The 17,652-nt window shown below is 62.3% G+C and carries 17 protein-coding genes; 6 read left to right on the plus strand and 11 right to left on the minus strand.

Translation table 11 applies throughout. The features are described 5' to 3' along the window. Window positions 1–33 precede the first annotated feature (33 nt). A complete protein-coding gene (locus EHF33_RS08815) occupies window positions 34–1,278 on the plus strand; it encodes a cation:proton antiporter (RefSeq protein ID WP_124870196.1) in 1,245 nt (414 codons plus the stop codon). Window positions 1,279–1,369: 91 nt separating this feature from the next. Here EHF33_RS08815 and EHF33_RS08820 read toward each other — a convergent pair whose 3' ends face one another. Together EHF33_RS08820 and EHF33_RS08825 are read right to left on the minus strand one after the other, a co-directional pair. Then, window positions 1,370–1,897 carry a DinB family protein gene (locus EHF33_RS08820; RefSeq protein ID WP_124870199.1) on the minus strand — a complete coding sequence of 176 codons (528 nt, stop codon included), beginning with the start codon at window positions 1,895–1,897 and terminating at the stop codon, window positions 1,370–1,372. A 61-nt stretch (window positions 1,898–1,958) separates the two neighbouring features. Beyond that, complete coding sequence (locus tag EHF33_RS08825) at window positions 1,959–2,453, minus strand: DinB family protein (RefSeq protein ID WP_124870202.1); 495 nt, start codon at window positions 2,451–2,453, stop codon at window positions 1,959–1,961. A 94-nt stretch (window positions 2,454–2,547) separates the two neighbouring features. Here EHF33_RS08825 and EHF33_RS08830 point away from each other — a divergent pair, with 94 nt between their 5' ends. Next, window positions 2,548–3,504: a helix-turn-helix transcriptional regulator gene (locus EHF33_RS08830; RefSeq protein WP_124870205.1), complete on the plus strand. Its 957-nt coding sequence runs from the start codon at window positions 2,548–2,550 to the stop codon at window positions 3,502–3,504. 7 nt (window positions 3,505–3,511) lie between these two features. Here the strand turns inward: EHF33_RS08830 and EHF33_RS08835 are convergent, their stop codons facing one another. From EHF33_RS08835 to EHF33_RS08855, 5 genes are all read right to left on the minus strand, one after another. Continuing rightward, window positions 3,512–3,784: a YbbN family protein gene (locus EHF33_RS08835; RefSeq protein ID WP_124870208.1), complete on the minus strand. Its 273-nt coding sequence runs from the start codon at window positions 3,782–3,784 to the stop codon at window positions 3,512–3,514. Next, complete coding sequence (locus tag EHF33_RS08840) at window positions 3,777–4,799, minus strand: ribonucleotide-diphosphate reductase subunit beta (RefSeq protein ID WP_124870211.1); 1,023 nt, start codon at window positions 4,797–4,799, stop codon at window positions 3,777–3,779. The genes EHF33_RS08835 and EHF33_RS08840 overlap by 8 nt, the downstream gene beginning before the upstream one ends. A 40-nt stretch (window positions 4,800–4,839) precedes the next feature. Next, entirely contained in the window at window positions 4,840–6,927 is a 2,088-nt protein-coding gene (gene nrdE / locus EHF33_RS08845; protein WP_124870214.1) for a class 1b ribonucleoside-diphosphate reductase subunit alpha, read from the minus strand. Further along, on the minus strand, window positions 6,927–7,322 hold the full coding sequence (nrdI, locus tag EHF33_RS08850) for a class Ib ribonucleoside-diphosphate reductase assembly flavoprotein NrdI (RefSeq protein WP_241191109.1): 396 nt from the start codon (window positions 7,320–7,322) through the stop codon (window positions 6,927–6,929). Before nrdI ends, nrdE begins: the two co-directional genes overlap by 1 nt. 335 nt (window positions 7,323–7,657) lie before the next feature. Next, window positions 7,658–9,346: a sensor domain-containing diguanylate cyclase gene (locus EHF33_RS08855; protein ID WP_124870220.1), complete on the minus strand. Its 1,689-nt coding sequence runs from the start codon at window positions 9,344–9,346 to the stop codon at window positions 7,658–7,660. A 279-nt stretch (window positions 9,347–9,625) separates the two neighbouring features. Here EHF33_RS08855 and EHF33_RS08860 point away from each other — a divergent pair, with 279 nt between their 5' ends. From EHF33_RS08860 to EHF33_RS08875, 4 genes are all read left to right on the plus strand, one after another. Further along, window positions 9,626–11,062, plus strand: coding sequence for a phytoene desaturase family protein (locus EHF33_RS08860; protein WP_124870223.1), 1,437 nt, complete (start codon window positions 9,626–9,628; stop codon window positions 11,060–11,062). After that, window positions 11,059–12,216, plus strand: coding sequence for a cytochrome P450 (locus EHF33_RS08865; RefSeq protein WP_124870226.1), 1,158 nt, complete (start codon window positions 11,059–11,061; stop codon window positions 12,214–12,216). The genes EHF33_RS08860 and EHF33_RS08865 overlap by 4 nt, the downstream gene beginning before the upstream one ends. Window positions 12,217–12,276: 60 nt before the next feature. Continuing rightward, complete coding sequence (locus EHF33_RS08870) at window positions 12,277–12,591, plus strand: hypothetical protein (protein WP_124870230.1); 315 nt, start codon at window positions 12,277–12,279, stop codon at window positions 12,589–12,591. Between the two features lie 70 nt (window positions 12,592–12,661). Further along, window positions 12,662–14,098, plus strand: coding sequence for a glycoside hydrolase family 3 protein (locus EHF33_RS08875; protein ID WP_241191110.1), 1,437 nt, complete (start codon window positions 12,662–12,664; stop codon window positions 14,096–14,098). A gap of 8 nt (window positions 14,099–14,106) precedes the next feature. Here the strand turns inward: EHF33_RS08875 and EHF33_RS08880 are convergent, their stop codons facing one another. The 4 genes from EHF33_RS08880 to EHF33_RS08895 all read right to left on the minus strand — a co-directional run bounded on the left by EHF33_RS08880 (window position 14,107) and on the right by EHF33_RS08895 (window position 17,548). Further along, the gene (locus tag EHF33_RS08880) at window positions 14,107–14,610 is read right to left on the minus strand and encodes an NUDIX hydrolase (RefSeq protein ID WP_124870234.1); all 504 of its coding nucleotides are present in this window, start codon (window positions 14,608–14,610) and stop codon (window positions 14,107–14,109) included. A gap of 99 nt (window positions 14,611–14,709) precedes the next feature. After that, on the minus strand, window positions 14,710–15,405 hold the full coding sequence (locus EHF33_RS08885; protein ID WP_124870237.1) for an arginase: 696 nt from the start codon (window positions 15,403–15,405) through the stop codon (window positions 14,710–14,712). Between the two features lie 4 nt (window positions 15,406–15,409). Next, entirely contained in the window at window positions 15,410–16,789 is a 1,380-nt protein-coding gene (locus EHF33_RS08890) for a sensor histidine kinase (RefSeq protein ID WP_124870240.1), read from the minus strand. Window positions 16,790–16,867: 78 nt separating this feature from the next. Continuing rightward, on the minus strand, window positions 16,868–17,548 hold the full coding sequence (locus EHF33_RS08895) for a response regulator (protein WP_124870243.1): 681 nt from the start codon (window positions 17,546–17,548) through the stop codon (window positions 16,868–16,870). Between the last annotated feature and the right edge of the window lie 104 nt (window positions 17,549–17,652).

Here is a 17,652-nt window from a genome sequence, read left to right on the forward strand (position 1 = left end):
GAAACAAACCCCCACCCCGCTACACTGCTCGTCATGCTGACCGCCTTCGCGCTCCTCCTTTGCGTCACCGCCGCGCTGGCGTACCTTAACGAACGCTTCTTGCATTTTCCGACCACCGTGGGCGTGGCCCTCTCCGGCGCACTGGCCGGCGTCGTGCTGGTGGTCTTAGACGCGCTGGCTTTGCCCGGCGTCGGCCACTACGCCCGCTTCATGCTCAAAACGCTCAACTTCACTGACTTTGTGCTCAACGGCATCCTGAGCCTGCTGCTGTTTGCCGGAGCGCTGAGTCTCAATGCGGCTCAGATGCTCAAGCAGCGCGTCACCATTCTGACGCTGGCGGTGTTCAGCACCCTGATCAGCACGGTGCTGGTGGGCTTCGGCTCTTATCTGGTGTTCGGGGCGCTGGGTCTGGCGGTGCCGCTGATCGGAGCACTCTTGTTCGGAGCGCTGATCTCGCCCACCGATCCTGTGGCCGTACTCGACCTCCTCAAGCGGGCCAAAGTGCCGCCGCGCTTGGAGACGCTGATCGCCGGGGAGAGCCTCTTTAACGACGGCGTGGGCGTGGTGATTTTTCTGGTGCTGAGCGGGCTGGTCGGAAACGGCGAACACGCCGCCAGCGTAGTCGACGCGCTGGGCTTGTTTGCCCGCGAAGCGCTGGGCGGCGTGCTGCTGGGCGGAGTGCTGGGCTTGGTGGGCCTTTACCTGACCCGCACTATCGAAAACGCGGCGGTGGAGGTGCTGCTCACCCTCGCGCTGGTCATCGGCGGCTACGTGCTGGCGCTGGGGTTGGGTGTCAGCGGGCCGCTGGCGATGGTGGTGTTCGGGTTGGTCATTTCCGCTTACAAAGACCGGATTTTCACCGAAGAGACCCGCGAACAGGTTATGAATTTCTGGGAAACCATCGACCAGGTGCTCAATATTTTGCTGTTCGCCTTCATCGGCCTAGACGTGCTGCTGACGCCCAGCACCGTTCAGCAGTTCGCGGCGGGAGCGCTGCTGATCGTTGTGGCGCTGGCGGCGCGTTACGTCAGCGTGGCCGTGCCGTTCGGCTTGGTGCGGCGCTGGGGCAATTACGGCGCGTACACCGTGCGGCTGCTGACCTGGGGCGGCCTGCGCGGCGGCATCGCCATCAGCTTGGTGCTGGGCCTGCCTCCCAGCGCTTACCGCGCCGATCTGATCACCGCCACCTATTTCATCGTGCTGTTTACCATCGCGGTGCAGGGACTGACCATCATGCCACTGGTGCAAAAAGCGGCGGCCAACAGTCCAGAGGAGTGACGAAGCCCAGCGCACGACGGTGTTCAAGACAGCTTGTAACCGGGGGCAGAGTGCTGCACGCCGTCTACAGTACTCAGTTGCCATTCACCACTCAAGCTTGAGACTCAGTTTTCAAATTCGGCAAATAAAACAACAGATCCAGCGAGGGCGGTTGGACACCCTGGGTTCGCAGCAAAGCGCAAATCTGAGCGGTGTGCCGAACCTCATGCAGCATCACGTGCCACAGCAGGCCGTCCAGTTTGAAGGATTCGGTGGGCGAGTCTTCCACGACCCGTTCCAGGTCGGTTTCGGTGAGCGCGGCAAGGAAGGCCAGGGTGCTCTGCTCCACCGCCCGCCAATACTCCAGCAATGCTGACAGCGCGAAATCCGCGTAAACTGGGCCACTCCCGGCGTCTCTGATTGCCGGGAAAGAGTCCTCCACAGGAGTGTCTTGCAAAATGGTGCAATGAAGCCAGCCGTCTTCCACTCCTGCCGTGTGGGCCACCAAGTCCTTGATGCAGTGAAAGCGCTCACCGTCCAGCATGGGCCGCGACAGCACCTCGTCCGGCGCGGCCTCTAGCGCAGTCCACAAATCACGGCGAGCACGCACAAGGTAATCGTAGGTTTCGAGAATGTTCATGGTGTATACCTCTCCAAGAATCGGATGCGCTCATTGAGCCTGACTCGTCAAGAGAGAGCGCTCAGCGCTCATAAAAAGCAGGCGGCTCAATCCCCAGCGCCCGCAAATACACGTAGCCCTCGCCCCGGTGGTGCGTTTCGTTGTCGACGGCGTAAATGGCCGCCGCCCAACCGCTCATCTCGCCCCAAGGCAAAAGGTGTTGCTGGGCATAAAAAGCTATGTCCACTTTGAGAAAATCGCGGTTGATCTGCTCGGTCAAATCGTCCCAAGCCTTCAGCAGCGCGGCCCGTTCAAAGGAAACGCCTTCACGCCAATCCGGCATCGGCCACTCGCCGCTGAGTAAGCCCCCCAGCGTCAGGGCACTGACCTGATAAATTTCCCACGCCATCACCCCGAAAGGCCGCATGCCGCCGATAGAAAAGCTAAAGAGCTGATCTTCGGTCTGCGCAATTGGAAAGGCCTCGATCACGCGGCGGGTCAGGCGACGCTGGCCTTGCCAGTACGTCAGGAACTGCTCGGGAGTCACGATCACGGGCGCGGTTTCAGTCTGAGTCATACAAACACCTCCAAATGGGTCTGGTTGGTTCTGCTCTCAGCTTAATCCCGATACCCGTCAGAACTTGTCGTGTTTTTGGGGCAAAATAATCCGTATGTACGACCCATCCATGCGGGTGCTGACAGTGTTGGAACTGCTGCAAGAACGCGAACAGGTGACGGGCAGTGAGCTGGCCCGTCGCCTTGAAGTCAGCCCACGAACGGTGCAGCGCTATGTGGCGCGGCTGCAAGACCTGGGCATTCCGGTGGAGGGCAAGCGGGGTGTGGGCGGCGCGTACCGACTGAGGCCCGGCTTCCGGTTGCCGCCCCTGATGTTCAGCGGAGAAGAAGCCCTCAGCCTCGCGCTGGGCCTCAAGGCCCTTCAACACCTCGGCCTCACCGCCCTGACGCCGGCCGCACACAGCGCAGGGGCCAAACTGCGCCGTACCCTGCCGCACGCCCTACGCCAAGAAATGGAGGCCATCGAAGAAGCGGTGCAACTCGACACGGAGGCGTGGACTGTCAGCACCGACGCTGCGCTACTGGTCACGCTGCTGAGGGCCGTGCGCCACGCCAAGGCCGCGCAGTTTGCTTACCGCTCGCGCCTCAACGTGGACTCGCTGCGAACGGTGGACATCTACCGCGTCGCTCAGTTCGGCGGCAGTTGGTACGCGGTGGGACGCTGCCACAGCCGCGAGGCGCTGCGCTGTTTCCGATTAGACCGGATGTCGGCTCTCACAGTGCTGGACGCTTCGTTTGTGCCGCCCGGGGACTTCGACGTGCTGGGCCATTTGCGGGCCACTTGGCCCGACACGCCTGAAAGTCACCACATCGATGTTTGGCTGGGCCTGCCTTCCAGTACGCTGCGCGGACGAGTCTCGACTTGGGGCGTCACCTTGACCGAGGAAAACGGCGGGACAAGGGTGCAGGCCCAGCGGGAGCACTTGGAGGCATTTGCCGCCATGCTGCTGGGCCTGTGCTGTGAAGTGCGAATTGCCGCGCCGGCGCAGCTCCACGATACGTTTGGCACATTGGCCGAACGGTGCCGGGCGCTGGCTGAGGTTGGGGGCTGACTCTCTGTTAACCCCGCAAAAACCGCTGAACTTCGCCCAACCCCGAGGTTTGCAGCAGCACCTTGCCCGACGGCAGATGCAGCAGCGCAGGCGTAGTTTGAATGAAGTGCGCGGCGGTCAGGGCGGCGAATTCGTCCGCGTCGTTTTGGCGGTGAACCGTCATGATCTGCCCGTCAAATTCGCCTTTGAGCGGCTTGGCCAGCATCATTTTGAGGCGCTCACAATTAGGGCAGTCGTTTTGGGTCAGCAGCACGAACGGTTTGCTCGGTGCCTCAGTCATGGCTCACCCGCACAGGCTGATTCGTATTGTCCAGATCGGGGAATCCGCCGGCCCAGATAGCTTCCACATCGGCGTCGCTCAGCGTTTCGACCCGCACTTTGCTGTAACTGCTGCCTTTGGCGCTGAAAAAATCGTGGGTGGTGCCGCGTGCTTCGATGCCGTTTTGCACCACGGCGTTGATTTCCTCGTCGGGAAAGGGGCGCTCCAAAGCCAAGTTGTCTGCCAAGACATTGCAGTTAAAGCGGATAAAACGCTTGACTTCGCCAGTCAAGTTCACCCCGGCATACAGCACATCGGTATAAGCCAGTTCGTTTTGATAAAGCGTCTGCAAAGTTTGGTTGTACCAGGCTTTGGCGTAGGCCTGCTCGGCAGGATTCATCAAATTGAACTTCTCCTGTGCCAGCAGCGCTACATACACGCCGTGCAGCGCTTCATCCAAGATAATCAAATTGAAAATCTCGCCTGCCGACACCATCCGGCCTTGCCCAGCCATATACAGAGGGTAAAAGAAGCCGCTGTAGAATAAAGCCGTTTCCAGCATGCAAGACACCGCCAGCTTTTTCCAGAGGCCTAGATTGGACACGTCAGGATCAGCGAAGACACCCTGAATGAAGCTGATTTTGAATTGAAGTTGCGGCTGCGTTCTGATCCACTCGAAGACTTCGCGCTCTTCGCTGGTAGACAGAAAGGTTTTATTCATCAAGCTGTAGCTGCGGGCGTGGATATTCTCCATGGTCGCTTGAAACTGAAGCGTGGCCTTTCGGATGTGGCCTTCGACCAAGTCACTCAGCACCGGCATTCCAATTTCACCTTGCAAGGTATCCAAAGCGTTCAGGCCCGCCGAAGCGTGAATGTATGTCCAGCGTTCTTCATCACCGAGCGCCTTCCACACCAAAGCGTCGTTGCTGAGCGGAATTTCTTCAGGAAACCAAAGCTGAGAGGTGTATTTTTCGTAAAAAGTGGTGGAAAAGCTGTCTTCGGGTTCAGACCAGTTGGCGGCAGAGAAAGGGGACATAGATACTCCTTAGAGATTCAAGCGAGATTAAGAGAAAAGATTAAACGACGCAGCTCAAGCACTCTTCCAAGTTGGTTTTGCGCATCCGTGTGTAGTACAGCGTTTTGATGCCGAGTCGGTAGGCATACAGGTAATACGCTTGCAGGGCGCGGGTGCTGGTGGTACTCGGCACAAACAGGGTGCAACTGATGCCCTGATCCACGTGCTTTTGGGCAGCGGCCACCGTGTCTAATACCCGGCGCTGATCCATGTCGTAGGCTTCCTCGTAATACCACTCGGTATCGGGAGAGAGGTGCGGCATCGGGTAAATGGTGCGCGCCTTGTTGCTGGTGCGGGTTTCCACGCGCTCAGTGATCGGCATGATGCTGGCGCTGGCGTGCGAGACATAGCTGATGCTGCCGGTGGGCGCAACCGCCATCACGAACGAGTGCGCGAGGCCGTGCTGCTTGATATCGCTGACGAGCTGCTGCCAATCGGCGCGGCTGGGCAGGGAATGGCCTTCAAACAGGGCAGTGACTTCGGCCGTGTGCGGCACAAATTCACGCTCTAGGTACTGGGCAAAATGCTTGCCGGACTGATAGCGACTACCTTCAAAGCCCTTGAAGACGAAGCCGGTGTCGCGGGCGATCTGCATGCTGGCTTTGCGGGCATGGTAATGCACCGCCGCAAAAAATACGTCCACGAACTCTAACGCCTCGGCGCTGCCGTAGACGAGCTCCTTGCCCGCCAGAAACGAGTGCAGGCCCATTGCGCCCAAACCAATCGAACGCATCTCGTCGTTGGCCCGCTTGACGGCAGGAACTTCAGTGACGCTGGTCGAGCGGGCCACGTTGTCGAGCAGGCCAATGGCCGCCGATACCACCCGCCCGATGTCGCCGCTGTTCATGGTCTGCTCGATCACCAGTGACGATAGATTGCACGACACGTCCAGCCCGATGCGGTCTTTGGCTTCCTGACCGTAGGCGTGAAAGTAACTGGGCAAGGTGGGCTGCAAAATCTCGGAGCAGAGGTTGCTCATTTTGATGCTGCCGACGTTGGCAATCGGGTTGGCGCGGTTGGCATTGCCTTCAAACAGCAGGTACGGATAGCCGCTCTCGCCCTGCGTCACAGCGATGTCTTCCAGCACCCGGCGGGCCGAAACGCGCTTCTTGCGGATATTGGCGTTGTCGGCCAGCGCTTGGTAGTCGCGTGTCCAATCGATGTCGCTGAACTCTTTTCCGGTTTCTTGCCAGAGCGAATGCGGGTAAAACTGGAAAATATCCTCGCCCAGCCGCGCTTTTTCCATGAATACATCAGGAATGGTCGCGCCGACGCTGAGGGTTTTGAGGCGGGAATCCTCGTCGGAAGCGATTTTCTTGGCGCTCAGCACGTCCAGAAAGTCGGCGTGCATCACGTTGAGATAGATCGCCCCCGCTCCAGGCCGCTGCCCGGCTTGATCGGCGTAGCGCAGCATGTTGTCGAGCATCTTGGCGACGCCCAGCACGCCTTTGGTGACATTCTGAATGCCGCGCAGGCTCTCGCCGCGTGCCCGCAAGTTGCTGACCTCCACCCCGATGCCGCCGCCGCCCTTGCTGAGCTCAGCCACGAACGACAGCGTTTTGGTAATCGAATCCAAGTTGTCGGTGCAGTCTTGCAGCAAAAAGCAGCTCACCAAGCGCCCAGTGTTGGCTTTGCCGGAGTTCATCAGCGTGGGCGTGGCGGGCGTAAACGTTTGGTTGACCAAATGGTGAACGAGTTCCAGCGCTTCATCCGCGCTTTCCGAACGGGCCAGCGCCGTGATGGCCATCCGGTCTTCGTAGCGCTCCAGCCAGCGGCTCCGATCCGGCGTCATGGTGGCGTACTCGTTGTAAAACTTGCTGGCCCCCATAAAGCTCTTGAAACGGAATTTATAGCTGTAGGCACGTTCAAAGACTGAGCGCACTTCTTCGGCACTGTAGCGCTCAAAAAGCGTTGCGTCCCAGAGGCCGTGATCGGTCAAATACCGAATTTTCTCTTTCAAATCATGAAAAAAGACCGTATTGGGGTTGACTTTCTCCTGAAAGTAGACTTGCAGCGCTTCGCTGTCATGTTGAGGCTGCACCACATTTCCGGCGATCACTTTGTTGTTGAGTTCAATCCAGCGTTCCATCAGTTCACATTCTCTATTTTGTGGTTGTTGCGCTCGCCGATCCAGTCCAGCACCCGTACGCGGTCGGCAGCACTGCCAGCTTTGTTGACTTTGGCGACCACCGGCACGCCGTACTGCCCGGCGATCACGTCAGCGGCACGAGCGAAGTTGCGGCCCCAGTGAAACGAACCGCTCGACACCACTCCACATAAGCGCGAAGCCCGCTGTTGCAAAAACGCTTGAGTGCTGGCGGGCACGCCGCCGGTGCCGAAGGTATAGGTCAGCAACAAGTAATCGTCGTCAGGCAACTCTTGAGCTTTACTGACAGGAAAAATCGGCATTCCGCCGAGCTGCCGCGCCACATCCTCAGCGAAGCGGCGGACATTACCGGTCAGCGAGTCATAGACAAGTTGCATCACATGCTCACAAGGTGGGAAAGAGAAAATGCCCGCGTAGGGCCAGGATTCTGAATTGAGTTCAGTGTGAGCATAATTCTGACCGAAGATCGGCTAGTATTAAATAGGTTGGTACCACCTGTTGTAGTCCACATACCTCAAGATACAATATGTGCCAGTATATAGCCAGTAGTCTATACATCTCAAGATACCATTTCGTCCGGCGGTTTGATTAGAGCGAAGCGACCACAGCGCTTAGCGCTCCATCACCGAACTCCGGATGACAGGCCGACTTTCCCCATTCCGGCGCTCATTTGAGCGGCCTAAAAATTCGGGGCGTTGACCTCGCCTTGACCTCAGCGCTCGACTTCGTCACCAACCCACACACGGCCCTTCTCCAGCCGCTTGCCGCCAATTAGCGCGGCGTCGGCGCGGGCCAGCAGATGACTGGCCAGTTGCTCGCGGCTGCGGGCCAAGTGTGTGGCCGCCGCCTGAGGCACGTGGAAGGTCAGGCCCGCCGTGGCCCGAAGCTCGCGGCTGACTCCCCTCACTTCCAGCGGTTTCAGGGCCAGCTGTTCCAAGAGGCCTTCCAAGCGCAGTCGCACCTCGGCCTGATTTGGGCCGCGCAGGAGCAGCGCAAATTCGTCGCCGCCCAAACGCCCCACCGTGTCGCCGGGCAAGGTCGCCGCCAGCAAAAAGGTGCTGAACGCCTGCAACACTTCGTCGCCAACTCCGTGTCCGAACGTGTCATTGATGGCCTTGAAGCTGTCGAGGTCGAGAATCGCCACACCCAATTCGGTATCGCTCAGGGTTTTTCTTCCCAGATCCTCGGCGAGTTGAGCCAAAAAGCTGGCGCGGTTGCGCAGGCCGGTCAGGGCATCGGTGCTGGCTTGGCGCTGAAGCGCGGCCAAGGGTTGGGTGGCGCTGAAGGCCAGCGGCCAAGCCACCAAGATGGTCAGGAGGATCAGGGCCGCCGTGAGAATCAGTTGCTGGCGGGCCACCCCGCTCAGGTCGCTGACAAAATCACGGTCAGGCGCGTAGACACCGACCACCCAGTACACCCCCGGCTGCACTTCGACCCGGTGCAGCACCGCCGAGTAGGCTTCGTTGCCCACACTGTAGCGGCGGGTCAGCTCGGCGTTTTTCTGGAGGCTCAGCAAAGCGCCGCCTGTCAAGAGGGCTCCCAGCGCCGGATCACCGACTTCTTTGAGTGTCGGCACCCGGCCCTGCACGTCACGCGGCCAGGCTCTTGAAGTCGCGATGGCGTGGCCCTGACTGTCGGTGATAAAGGCGCGGCCTCCGGGCGTCAGCTTGAGGTTTTCGAGAAGCTGCACCAGGCCGCTGAGCCGGACATCGGTGCCGACGACCACTCGCGTGCCGCCGGGGGCAATCAGGGCAGTGGCCACCGTGACGCCGGGCAACTGCGATGAGGCGAACACGTAAGGCGGCGTCCAAACGCTCTGGCCCGGTTTTTCGAGCGCCAGCTTGTACCAGAGTCGGGTGCGCGGGTCATAGGGATCTGCCGCCGTGACCCGGGACACCACCCGGTTCTCAGCGTCGAGCTGGGTCACCTCGCTGCTGTTTTGTCCGCCCCGCTCGATAACTTTGATGTAAAGCCCACTGCCGCTGCGCCGCACATATTCAAAACGTCCGTCGGTATGGCCGAGCAGCACGCCGTCGAGCTGCTTGATGGCGTACAGCATGGTGTTGAACGTCAGCGTGACGTCAGCGCTGCTGCTGACATCGAGCTGCCCCGACAAAATCAGCGAGCGGTTGATGCTCACGATCTGCAAAGCGGTCTGCAAATAAGCGCCCACGTTGTCGCCGGTCACGCGCACAAGCTGCATCAAACCGTCCCGCGCCTGCGCTTTGAGAATGGCTTCGCCGCTGCGCCGGTTGGCCCACAGCACGCCGCTCATGCTGCCGACCAAGATCAGGAGCAGCGCCAGCAAAATCATGAAGCGCGTCCACGAAAAAACGCGGGACGCCTGCCGGGGCGTCAGCGCAGCGGCGGAAGAAGAGAATTTTCGGAAATCAGGAAACATCAGCTACCCTCACTCGACTGGACTCGGCTAGACCGCTCACCCCTGTCCCGCTTACAACCGTCCCAGACGTCAGCAGAGCTGCATTCTGCTTGTCAACCTTACAAAAGCCGTTCACACAGAAGTATGACAAATTTCATGCTGGCTTCCAGGCTGAGCGGCCAAACGTCGCTCAACACAGCGCCCTCATTCGAGTGGACGCAGAGCGGGCAGGCCGCCATTTGTAAGCTCAGCTCAGTTGGTATCGCCGGACAAAGCGCCCAGCCGTGTATCTTTTCAAGCATGACGCGTTCTCGGCCTCCCAGTACCATCGTTCTCGGCGCAGGCTTTGCGGGGCTGGCGGCGGCGCTGCGGCTGGCACGGGCCGGAGCGTCGGTCACGGTGCTTGACCGCTTGGAGCGCCCCGGCGGCAAAGCGGCGCTGGGCTGGACAGACTTTTCCAGCGGCCCCAGCGTCGTGACCATGCCCGACATCTTCCGGGGGCTGTATCAGCGCTTAGAGTGGGCCCAGCCGCTGCTGACGCCGGCGCGGCCCACCACCACCTACCACTACGCGGGCAAGCTCTCTGGGCGCACCTTTGCCCCCGAAGCGCTGAACGTGGCGGGCAGCTTGGACAGCACACTGGCGCAGCTCAGCCGCAGCGAGGCCAGCCAGTACCGCCGGTTGCTGGATGTCTCGCGCCAAATGTACCAAGACGCCGCGCCCACGTTTTTGTTTGGCCCGCCGCCCAGCCGCGTTCAGCTGGCCCGCTACGCGCTCACCAAGGGCCGCCGCGCCGCGCCGCTGAAAAGCCTGGCGCAACTGGTGCAAAGTGGCCCGCTGCTGACGCCCTTCTGGCTGCGCTTTGCCACTTACTTGGGGGCCAATCCTTACAAAGCTCCCGCCGTGCTGCACAACATCGCCTGGGTCGAACTGGGCCTGGGCGTGTGGCATTTGGGCGAAGGCCCGTCGGGCGGCCTGGGAGCGCTGGCGGCCCGATTGGGCGAGGAAGCCGAGCAGCTCGGCGTGAGATTCGAGTACGGCGTGACAGTCAAGCACCTGCTGCGCTCCGGCCGCCAGATTATCGGGGCGCACACCGATCAGGGAGCGTACAGCGCCGAGCAGTGGGTCAGCGCCGCCGACCACGCCACCACCACCCGCTGGCTGGGGCTGCCGCCAGAAAAAGCGCCGCGCGGCATCAGCGGCTTTGCCCTGCAACTGCGGCTGGAGCGCGACGTGGGCCGCGCCCACCACCTGTTTTTTCCGGCGGAGTACCGGCAGGAATGGCGCGATATTGCTCTCGGTAAGCTGCCCAGCGATCCGGCGCTGTACCTGCACCTCGACGGCCAGCGGGCCTTTTTGCTCATCAACGCGCCGCCCAATCCCAATATCGTCGCCGATCCTTACACTTACGGCGCGGCCCTCTTGGACAACTTACAGGCCCGCTACGCAGAGAAGTACGGCGCGGCCTTGCCAGTCAGCAGTTGGCTGCCGCTTGATCCGGCGCTTTACGCCCTGACCGGGATGGGCGGCGCGATTTACGGCGCAGCCCCGCACGGCCTGCTGGGCAGCTTGCGCCCCGGCTGGACACATACGGCGGCCCGCAATCTGGTGCAAGTCGGCGGCACGGTGCATCCCGGCGGCGGCGTGCCGCTCTCGCTGCTGAGCGGCTGGAACGGCGCGGGACAGGTCTTGGGGCTGCCCTACGACGACCTCGGCGGGCAAGTGAGCGGGGCTTGAATCTCAGCGACTTGCCGCGTCCCCGCGCCCTGCCTTTCTCCGGCCACTTACAGCGCTGGGGCGGCCAGCCGCTGGAGCTGATTGAGGAAGGCGCGGCCTTGGGTGAACTGTTCGGACTTCAGCTCGGCCTTAGGACGGTGGTCGGTTACTCGCCAGCTTGGAACAAGCGCATGCTGACCGATTTGAACACCTTTGCCAGCGCGGGCGGCTTCTCGGCGGTGGTGCCTTACTTGGCCGGCGGGATCATCCTGACCGACGCGCCGGGGCACGGGCCGCGCCGCCAACTGATGAATCCGGGGTTTGGCAAGGCGCACTTGGAAACGCTCAAAACGCGCATTGAGTCAGCCCTGCGGGAGTTCAACGCCCAATTTTTTAAGGCTGATTTCGACGCCCTCCAGTGGGCTGACGGCGCAGTGCTGGCGATGCTCAATGCGGCGTATTTCAGCGGCGAGTTTCCGGACAAGTTGCTGCACGCTTTTCTCGCGCCGCTGCGCTTTCCCTTTCCGACTCCGGCTTATCCGCGACCGCTGCTGTTCGCCCGCTTTGACGCCGAGCTGGGGCGGCTGGCCCAGCGGAGACTGACTCAGCGCCGATTCACTCAGGGCAGCGACGATCTGCTGGCCCTGCTCGCCAAGCTCCCCGGCGGCGTGCGCGAAGCAAGGATTTCGCTGGCGGCGGGCCACGACACCACCACCCACACGCTGGCTTGGGCAGCCTGGCACCTGGCCCAGTTTCCCGAGTGGCACACCTCCGAGCGTCATCCCGCCGTCATCAAAGAAACTTTGCGGCTGTATCCGCCGGGCTGGATGGGCAGCCGCCGCCTGGCCCAAGACAGCGAGTTCGAGGGCGTGCGGCTGCCTAAAGGCGCACTGGCGCTCTACAGCCCTTACCTGAGCGGGCGTGACGCCACGCGCTGGGAGCGGGCGGGCGAGTTCTGGCCGCAGCGCTGGCAAGCCGGATTTAGGCCCCCGGCGTGGAGTTATCTGCCGTTCGGCGGCGGCGAGCGCGTTTGCCTCGGGATGCACTTGGCCAATTTGATGCTGGAAACAGCTCTGGCCAGCCTGCCGCCCCTCTCGGCGCTGCGCGGCAACCCAGCACCCCGCCCCGGCGTGACCTTGGGGCCGAGTGGGGCTTTGTGGGTGAGGGCAAACTAAAGCCGTAAATTACCGGCGAACCGGCTGGGTGTGTGCTATCAGAGGAGCGGAGGAACATCCATGAAACAAGTTGTCTTGCTGCTGACCGCCTCGTTGATGCTGGCTTCCTGCGCTCCCCGCTACAACCCCAATTCACGCAAGCCGGATGCCGACTTATCTTGCAATGAAATCAGGTCAGAGATCAGCCGCGCCGAACTGGCCCGCACGGAAGCTGGAAACAACCGTGGACTGAGCGGCCAGAACGTCGCCTGGGCCATTTTGTTCTTGCCGGGCGTAGTCGCCAACGAATACACCAACGACAAAGTCCAGCGGGCAGCCGACGAGCGCATCGGCACCCTCAACCGCCTTTACAGCGCCAAACGCTGTACCAACTGAACGCAGCGGTTCATACAACCCCAACCAATCCGAATGCGCCCATTGCGGCGCATTTTGCTAGCTTAGCGGCATGACCCAAAAACGGATGCAAGCCGGTGCCCTGCTGATGGTGGACATTCCCGGCCCGCGCTTAGACGTGGACACCGCCGAATATTTGCGCGTAAACGGAATCCGGGCCGTGTGTCTCTTCGGCAAAAATGTGGAGAGCCAAGCGCAACTGCGTCAGCTCTGCACCGAGTTGCGGGAGATCATGGGCGAAGAAGCCCTGATCGCCATCGACCACGAGGGCGGCGCGATTGTCCGGCCCACCTTTTGGCCCGCGCCGCCCAGCGCCATGAGCCTCGGCCAGGCGGGTGACCTGCAACTCACCGAAGACGTTTCGGCGGCGGCGGGGCGGCAACTGCGCTCAGTGGGCATCAATTGGAATTTTGCTCCGGTGCTGGACGTGAACGTGAACCCTGACAATCCGGTGATCGCCGAGCGCTCGTTTGGAGCGTCGCCGGACTTGGTGGCCCAGCAAGGTGCGGCGGCTCTGCGCGGCCTGAAACGGGCAGGCGTGGCGGGCTGCGTCAAACATTTCCCCGGCCACGGCGACACCCACCAAGACTCGCATCGCGCCCTACCGAGGGTGGGTAAATCCCGCGCCGAGCTGGAGACGCTGGAACTCGCTCCGTTCAAGGCTTGCCTCACCGACGCCCCCGCCGTGATGACGGCCCACATCCTTTACGACGCGCTTGACGCCGAGCATCCGGCCACTCTGTCGCGGCCCATTCTGACTGGACTCCTGCGAGACGAGTGGCACTACGGCGGCGTGATTATTACCGACAGCATGGGCATGCAGGCGATTGACGCTCACTATGGGCGCGGCGAGGCGGCGGTGCTGAGCCTGAGCGCCGGAGCCGATATGGTCATGGCGCTGGGGCGGCGAGAGGTGCAGGAAGCCACCCTCAAAGCTGTGCAGGAAGCGCTGGAAGCCGGTTTGGAGGTGCAAGACAAACTCGAAAGGCTCTCAGATTTGGCGCGGCGCTTTCCGGCAAAAGTCGAGCAGAATAAACAGGCGCAGGAAGATGAAAAGCTGTTTGGCGAGGCATGGGCACGGGGCCTGACTTTTGTGGGCAACCCCCAATCGGTGGCGGTGGGTCAGCCGCTACTGCTGGTGGCCCAAGCCAAAGCCCAGCGCGAAAATGTCAGCGAGGCCAGCGTGGAGGCCCAGACGCTGGCAGACGAACTGGCCGAGTGGTACGCGGTCAAGTTGCACGCTTACGACGATCCGTCGGCGCTGAACTGGGCCGAGTTGCGGGCGCAGGCCGAGCGAGAAGGCCGCCTGTTGCTGCTCATCACGGCCCACCGCCACCGCCAAACGGCCCTCGCGGGCGCAACTCCGGATTTGCACTTGGCCCTCTACAACCCTTACACCGCACAGGACGTTCAGTCTCCCGCTGTGCAGAGTTTCGGCTTTAGGCCACTGGCGCGGGCGGCGGTGTGGGCTTGGCTACGCGGCAGCTGAGCATCCCTTCACTCGCTGCGGCGACCCAAAATAGAGCGCAACCCCACCCGGCGTGGGCGCTCTTCACCTCCGCTCGGCGGCGTGCCGTGAAACGCTTCGTATTCACGGATGGCGGCAAAAAGCCACTGCGGAGCGCCGGCGCGACGAAGCTCCTCGGGGTCAAGCCACTGTGCGCCGAGCACTTCCGAGCTGGGATTGAGAATGCCCGAGACGTACTCGCTGCCAAAAATCAGGCTCAGGCGCGAGTCGCCTTCCGGCAGCCGAACGGCAAAGCTGGCGACCACCGACAGCGCACTGACCGCCAAACCCACCTGCGAGAGCAGAGCGCGGCGCAGCCCCGACTCGGCCAGGCCCGCGCCGCTGGGACTGGTCAGCAGCAGCCCGGGCAACTGCACCGCGCCCGGCAAAACCGGCTGATGCGGCGTGACGGTCAGATAAGTGTCTTTGCTGCGAATCAGCCCAAAGACGCCCACTTGGTAATAAAGGGCGCTGGAAGAACGAGCAGCAGTCATAGCGACCTGTACAGACGACAAACCATCCAAAAACCTCGGAAGCGGCGAGAAGAAAACTGCCAACAAAGCGACTTCGAGCGCTGAGCCCAGCTCCCCTTTCTAGAGTTGCGGTAAGGAGTTGGGCCAGTTTCGCACAGATGGTCGGCTGATGGGCTTTGCGTCCAGCGCCTTTACTAGCGCCGCGAACGCCGCGTCATGTGCTGGACTGCTCCAAGACGGTGACTGCACCAGCAGCAGCGCCTCTACTTCATGCTTCGGGGGGAGGGTATCGGCGCGGCTGAGGCTCAGGCGGCCCCGCAATCCCTGACTCAGTTGGGGGCGAAGTTCGGCCAGCGTGCGCTCAAGGTCATGCCCCTCGGCCACCGGCACTTCCCCGTGCCACGCCGGGTACTGCACGCGGTAATGCGAAATCAGGTCGGCCGCCAACCCCAGGCCCGCCCAGTTGCCGGGGCGCAGCTTGCCGGGGTCGCCGCTGAGCGAGTACAGATCGTGGTGGCTGTCGATGTTAAGGACTTCACGGCCCGGAAACTGCTCCAGCCACGGCCAAGCGTGGGCGTGACTCCAACACACCCAGGCCGGGCGTCCGGCGTACTGCGCCCAGTCTTGCCAACCGGGATACAGCGGAAAATCGGCCTCCAGCGCGTCCCACTCCCGCGCCTGCACATCACGCTTGAGGGCGCGGGCCTGCCAAGCCGCCAAGCGGTCATGCTCGCGGTCGGGCGTGCCCCAAATCGGCGCGTCGAACACCAGTGCTCGGCAGCCCGAATAAGCGTCCCAGTCTAAGCTCAGCAGCATCGCTTCAGAGTGTAGAGCCTGCGCCGGATGAAGCCAGCGCCTCGCTCCACTCGCTGGGCGCTTCTTCGTGCAGCGGCAGCCGGACTTCCACTTCCGCTCCGCCACTCAGTGCGTTGCGGGCCGTCACCGCGCCGCCGTGTGCGCCGATGATGGCAGCCACAATCGCCAGCCCCAGCCCGCTGCCGCCCGAATCGCGGGTGCGGCTCTCGTCGGCCCTAAAAAAGCGGGTAAAGACCTGCCGTTCGCTGCCCGCCGGAAAGCCGGGGCCAGAGTCGCGCACGCTCAGCACGGCCTGGGCCGCGTCTGTGCCGCTGGATGTGGCACGCACCGAAACGCAGACTTGCCCGCCGGACGGGGTGTAGCGCAGAGCATTTTCGAGCAAATTGACCAAGACTTGCCCCAAGCGGTCACGGTCGGCTTGGATCGGCAGCTCACCCGCCGAGGTCGTCAGATGCAGGGCAATGCCCGCCGCCTGCGCTTTGCTGACAAAAGACTGCCCGATGCGTGAGGTCAGCGCCGACAAATCCAGCGGCGCGAGTTGCAGCGGCAAGCGGCCCGCCTCGGCCAGCGACAGCGTCCGCAGATCGCTTACCAAGCGGGTCAGCAGGCCAATTTGAGTCGACATCAGGGCCAGTTCCTGCGTGGTGGGTTCCAGCACACCGTCTTCAAAAGCGTCGAGGCGGGCCTGCACCACGGCCAGCGGGGTGCGCAGTTCGTGGGCGATGTCGGCGATCATCTCGCGGCGTTCGCGCTCGAGGAGTTCCAAGCCGCTGGCCATCTGATTGAAGTTGCGGGTCAAATGGATCAGCTCCGCGTTGCCGGGCCACTGCCGGGCGCGGGCCGAGAGGTCTCCGCTGGCCACCAGTTGCGCGGCTCCGGAGACTTCAGCCACCGGACGGGCAATCAAGCGGGCCAGCAGCGCCCCGATCAGAACGGCCACCACGCCCGAAATTGCCACTGCCCAGATGAGGTTGTTCAGCAATTCACGCCGGATTCGCTCGCTCCGGCTGAGGCGCGGGGACACTGAGCCAAGCGCAGAAGCTGGCCCAGCAGCCACAGACGGCACCAGCATGAAATAGGATTTGGTCACGCCCTGCGCGAGTTTGCGCCCCACGTCACCAGTGTTGGTGGGGCGATTTTGAATGGGGTTGGTTTGGTTGTTTGGCCCGCTCTGTTCACCCGAGTCAAACTGAGCGCGAAATTCTGCCGGCATGTTGTCGAATTGCCGCTGCACCGAGTAATTAGACACCGCCACCAAGCTCAGCGCCATGATCGCCATCATCAGCAGCATGGCGGCAATGATGCTCACCGACAGGCGCTGCCAGGGCCAGGTGCGGCTGGGCGCGGCTGAATCGGGATTGGCTTGTTGGGCGTTGGGCGTCATGGCGGAGTTGGCCTCATTTGGGGCAAAGTCTTGGGCAGTGGGCGGGCTGGGCAAGGAGTTGAAAACCGGGCCAGCCGCTTACCCTTCGGACAATCTATAGCCGACGCCGCGCACAGTGTGCAGCAGGCCCGCCGCGCCCGCCGCTTCCAGTTTGCGCCTCGCTCCGGCCAGGTGCGCGTCCACCACCCGCTCCAGAGCGTCGGAGTCGGGCAGGGCAGCCTGCAAGAGTTCCTCACGGCTAAACGCCCGGCCCGGCGCGGCGGCCAGATGCGAAAGCAGCCGAAACTCGGTGGGCGTCAGTTGCAGTTCTTGTCCGCTGACGCTGGCAGTCACGGCGCGGCGGTCTATCTCCAGCGGCCCCACCCGCAGCGGCGCGTCACCGGATTCGAGCGCGGCGGAGGCGCGGCGCAGCACCGCCCGCACGCGGGCCATCACCTCGCGGGGGCGAAACGGCTTGACCACGTAATCGTCTGCGCCGAGTTCCAGGCCCACGATGTGATCGCTTTCCTCGGCGCGGGCGGTCACCAGAATGACCGGCGTGGCACCGTCTTGGCGAATCGAGCGCAGCACATCCAGGCCATTTTTGCCGGGCAGCATAATGTCGAGCAGCACCAGATCCGGCTTGGCGGCGCGGTAAAGGGTCAGCGCGGCGTTGCCGTCGGCGGCCCGTTCGCTGCGGAAGCCTTCTTGCTTGGCGTAGGCTTCCAGCACCTCGGCCAGATGCGGCTCGTCTTCTACGATTAAAATCAGGGCGCTCATGAATTGATCTTAAATCCGGCGTGTAAAGGTTCGGCGCACAGAGCGGCGCGGCGTCTGCGTCAAACCTTCACAAAGCCTGCGCGGGGTGTTCGTGGGTTCCGGTT

Source organism: Deinococcus psychrotolerans, from assembly GCF_003860465.1.
Taxonomy (GTDB): domain Bacteria; phylum Deinococcota; class Deinococci; order Deinococcales; family Deinococcaceae; genus Deinococcus; species Deinococcus psychrotolerans.

Coding starts and splice junctions, on each gene's coding strand:
- EHF33_RS08815 (WP_124870196.1), top strand. CDS start 34: ATGCTGACCGCCTTCGCGCTCCTCCTTTGCGTCACCGCCGCGCTGGCG.
- EHF33_RS08820 (WP_124870199.1), bottom strand. CDS start 1,897: ATGAACATTCTCGAAACCTACGATTACCTTGTGCGTGCTCGCCGTGAT.
- EHF33_RS08825 (WP_124870202.1), bottom strand. CDS start 2,453: ATGACTCAGACTGAAACCGCGCCCGTGATCGTGACTCCCGAGCAGTTC.
- EHF33_RS08830 (WP_124870205.1), top strand. CDS start 2,548: ATGTACGACCCATCCATGCGGGTGCTGACAGTGTTGGAACTGCTGCAA.
- EHF33_RS08835 (WP_124870208.1), bottom strand. CDS start 3,784: ATGACTGAGGCACCGAGCAAACCGTTCGTGCTGCTGACCCAAAACGAC.
- EHF33_RS08840 (WP_124870211.1), bottom strand. CDS start 4,799: ATGTCCCCTTTCTCTGCCGCCAACTGGTCTGAACCCGAAGACAGCTTT.
- nrdE (WP_124870214.1), bottom strand. CDS start 6,927: ATGGAACGCTGGATTGAACTCAACAACAAAGTGATCGCCGGAAATGTG.
- nrdI (WP_241191109.1), bottom strand. CDS start 7,322: ATGCAACTTGTCTATGACTCGCTGACCGGTAATGTCCGCCGCTTCGCT.
- EHF33_RS08855 (WP_124870220.1), bottom strand. CDS start 9,346: ATGTTTCCTGATTTCCGAAAATTCTCTTCTTCCGCCGCTGCGCTGACG.
- EHF33_RS08860 (WP_124870223.1), top strand. CDS start 9,626: ATGACGCGTTCTCGGCCTCCCAGTACCATCGTTCTCGGCGCAGGCTTT.
- EHF33_RS08870 (WP_124870230.1), top strand. CDS start 12,277: ATGAAACAAGTTGTCTTGCTGCTGACCGCCTCGTTGATGCTGGCTTCC.
- EHF33_RS08875 (WP_241191110.1), top strand. CDS start 12,662: ATGACCCAAAAACGGATGCAAGCCGGTGCCCTGCTGATGGTGGACATT.
- EHF33_RS08880 (WP_124870234.1), bottom strand. CDS start 14,610: ATGACTGCTGCTCGTTCTTCCAGCGCCCTTTATTACCAAGTGGGCGTC.
- EHF33_RS08885 (WP_124870237.1), bottom strand. CDS start 15,405: ATGCTGCTGAGCTTAGACTGGGACGCTTATTCGGGCTGCCGAGCACTG.
- EHF33_RS08890 (WP_124870240.1), bottom strand. CDS start 16,789: ATGACGCCCAACGCCCAACAAGCCAATCCCGATTCAGCCGCGCCCAGC.
- EHF33_RS08895 (WP_124870243.1), bottom strand. CDS start 17,548: ATGAGCGCCCTGATTTTAATCGTAGAAGACGAGCCGCATCTGGCCGAG.